At 57.3% G+C, this 1,409-nt stretch carries 1 protein-coding gene; it reads right to left on the bottom strand.

Annotated elements, in window-relative coordinates:
• The coding region (locus K5I40_RS23725; protein ID WP_223075813.1) for a carbohydrate porin at positions 1–1,310 on the bottom strand (1,310 nt) is incomplete at its 3' end.
• Between the last annotated feature and the right edge of the window lie 99 nt (positions 1,311–1,409).

Raw genomic sequence — 1,409 nt, 5'->3', positions numbered from 1 at the left:
CGGGCGGTGCGTTCGTTATCCACCTTGCCGCCGGTGACGTAGAAGCGCAGCATCGGGCGGAATTCCGGGCCCATGGCGATGGACATGTTCTGCGACAGGGTCAGCTTCCAGCCCTTGTTATCGCCGCCGTTGTCGTAATCAACATGCTGCCAGCCCGCTTCCAGCCAGGTGGAGTGCACGTCGTTCCACCAGTGCATCGGACGCACGATGGCGTTGTAGTTCTTGCGGTTGTCGGTCTTGTCGCGGCTGTTATCAAAGTCGTGGAAGGCCAGAATGTACTCCACCTGGGTCGCCTGGGTGAACTTGTGCAGCCCTTCGAAGCTGGCGTACACCGTGGTCAGATCCTCGGTTTTGTTGAACACGCTGTTGTCCGAGTTATCGGAGTAGCGGGCGATCACCTTGTTCACGCCGCTGTCGTTGGTGTGGCTCAGCACCACGCCGCCCTGCCAGGCGTTGGTCCGCTCTTCGGTGTCGATGGCCTTCGAGTCAAAGCCGTAGTTGGCGTACAGCTCGAGGTCAATCGGACCGAGTTTCATGCCGTGAATTTTGGAGGTGGCCGCGTAGTTGCCCTTGTCCCCGGTGCCGGAGCCGCCGGTACAGGTGATGCGCGACGGGTTGGCTTCGTCATCCATCACTTCCGGGCTGCAGGATTCGACCGCCGCCACGGTGGCCACGTCAAACTGCACGCCGCCGATGTCGAAGTTCTTCACCCCGGCGCCCTGGCCGTCGTGGTTCATCCAGAAGTAGTCGTTGATGCCCTGCTGCGGACGCTGGTGGAAGTCACGACCCGCCCAGATATAGGCGTTCGGGTTGGATTCCAGAATGTTGGTCACCCCCGCGTAGGCTTTTTTCAGGTTAACTTCGTCGCCCCAGTGGTCAATCATCACGTTGACGTCCCAGATGGCGCCGTTCTCGCCCTTGAAAGCCTTGGAGAGCTGGAACTCGCCGCCGTTGCCTTCGTTACCCAGACGGCCGATGGCCGAGGCTCCGTTGTAGGAGCCGTCCACCGCCACATACTTCTGATCCGCAGCCTGGAAGTGCGCCCCGTAACGGGCATAGCCGGTAAATTTAATCCCGAACGGGATAGCCATATCCGGGGACTGGGCGGCGCTCTGCGGCTCGTTAATAACGTCGGCTTTTTTCGCCACCGCGGCATCCATTTTCGCCTGGCGTTCTGCCAGGGCTTTATCCACCGCTTTGGCCACAATGGCGTCGATTTGCTCCTGAGTAAATTCTTGGGCGAGGACAGAAATCGGGCAAAGCGCGGCGATAACCGCCATTGTTAATGGAAGTTTTTTAATCATGTTCATGGTTATCTCAATATATTTAAATTTTATTCAGACAATAACCACCCCGTTCCGGATTGACAGAATATGTCGCTATCATCAGAACAAGTTGATTTTTATTTT

Source organism: Leclercia sp. LTM14 (assembly GCF_023736175.1).
Lineage (GTDB): Bacteria > Pseudomonadota > Gammaproteobacteria > Enterobacterales > Enterobacteriaceae > Enterobacter > Enterobacter barmai.
The sequence above is the reverse complement of the archived record's forward strand: the minus strand, read 5'-3'. Positions and strand labels throughout refer to the sequence as shown.